The sequence below is a fragment of the Streptomyces sp. NPDC053560 genome (genome assembly GCF_044544605.1).
Taxonomy (GTDB): domain Bacteria; phylum Actinomycetota; class Actinomycetes; order Streptomycetales; family Streptomycetaceae; genus Streptomyces.
The window spans coordinates 1-1,748 of record NZ_JBITXI010000039.1; the positions used below are offsets into that span (position 1 = coordinate 1).

At 73.7% G+C, this 1,748-nt stretch carries 1 protein-coding gene; it reads left to right on the plus strand.

Annotated features, from left to right (window positions below; translation table 11 throughout):
• A partial coding sequence (locus ACIGQF_RS38450) for a beta-ketoacyl synthase N-terminal-like domain-containing protein (protein WP_399720761.1) occupies positions 1-1,748 on the plus strand: 1,748 nt, incomplete at both ends.

The window sequence follows — 1,748 nt, forward strand, 5'->3', positions numbered from 1 at the left end:
ATGCCGCTGCTCGGTGTCGAGCAGGGCCTCGCGCTCTTCGACGCCGCCCTCGCCGGCCCCGACGCCGCGGTGGTCCCCGTCCGCCTCGACCTCACTGCGCTGCGCCAGCAGGGCGCCGTACCGCCGCTGCTCCGCGGCCTGGTGCGCGCACCGGCACGCCGCGCCGTGGCCGCAGCGGCCGGCGGCGATACTGGACTGGCCGACCAGCTCGGCCGGCTCGACCGCGCCGAGCGGCGCGAGACCCTGCTGCACCTGGTCCGCAGCCAGGCCGCCATGGTCCTCGGCCACGCCGGCGGGGACGGGATCGACCCGTCCCGCGCCTTCCGCGACCTCGGCTTCGACTCGCTCACCGCGGTCGAACTCCGCAACCGTCTCGGCGCCGCCACCGGCCTGCGCCTGCCGGCCACGGCCATCTTCGACTACCCCACGGTCGCCGCCCTCGCCGAGCACCTGCTCGTCGAGCTCCTCGGCCCCGACGCGGACGCCGACCCCGACGAGCCGGAGATCACCGCCGCCCAGTCGGCCGAAGACCCGGTCGTGGTCATCGGCATGAGCTGCCGCTTCCCCGGCGGCATCGCCTCGCCGGAGGACCTGTGGCGACTGCTCGGCGAAGGTGCCGACGTCGTTTCCGACTTCCCGGCGAACCGCGGCTGGGATCTCGACAACCTCTACGACCCCGACCCGGCCCATCCGGGCACGTCGTACACCCGCTCCGGCGGATTCCTGCACGACGCCGCCGACTTCGACGCCGACTTCTTCGGCATGAGCCCGCGTGAGGCGATGGCGACCGACTCCCAGCAGCGGCTGCTTCTGGAGTCGACGTGGGAGGCGATCGAGCGGGCCGGCATCGACCCCGTATCACTGCGCGACAGCCGCACCGGTGTCTTCGCGGGCGTCATGTACAGCGGCTACGGCACCACGCTGGACGGCGCCGAGTTCGAGGGCTTCCAGGGCCAGGGCAGCGCGCTGAGCGTCGCCTCCGGACGTGTCTCGTACACCTTCGGCTTCGAAGGCCCGGCCATGACCGTCGACACCGCGTGCTCCTCGTCGCTGGTCGCCCTGCACCTCGCCGCCCAGGCCCTGCGCGGCGGGGAGTGCTCGCTCGCCCTGGCCGGCGGCGTGACCGTGATGTCCATCCCGGACACCTTCGTCGAGTTCTCCCGGCAGCGGGGGCTCGCCCCGGACGGGCGCTCCAAGCCGTTCTCGGAGTCCGCGGACGGCGTCGGTTGGTCCGAGGGCGTCGGCATGCTCCTCCTGGAGCGCCAGTCCGACGCCATCCGCAACGGCCACCGCATCCTGGCCGTCGTCCGCGGCTCCGCGGTCAACCAGGACGGCGCGTCCAACGGCCTGACCGCCCCGAACGGCCCGTCCCAGCAGCGCGTCATCCGCCAGGCACTGGCCAGCGGCGGCCTGTCGGCGCGCGACGTGGACGCGGTCGAGGCGCACGGCACCGGCACCACGCTGGGCGACCCGATCGAGGCGCAGGCCCTGCTCGCTACCTACGGCCAGGACCGCGAGCGGCCGCTGCTGCTCGGCTCCGTGAAGTCGAACCTGGGTCACACGCAGGCGGCCGCCGGTGCCGCCGGCGTCATCAAGATGATCATGGCGATGGAGCACGGTGTGCTGCCCCGCTCCCTGAACATCACCGAACCCTCCTCGCACGTGGACTGGTCCGAAGGCGCCGTCGAGCTGCTGTCGGACACGACGGCCTGGCCCGAGACCGGCCGGCCGCGCCGTGCGGGTGTGTC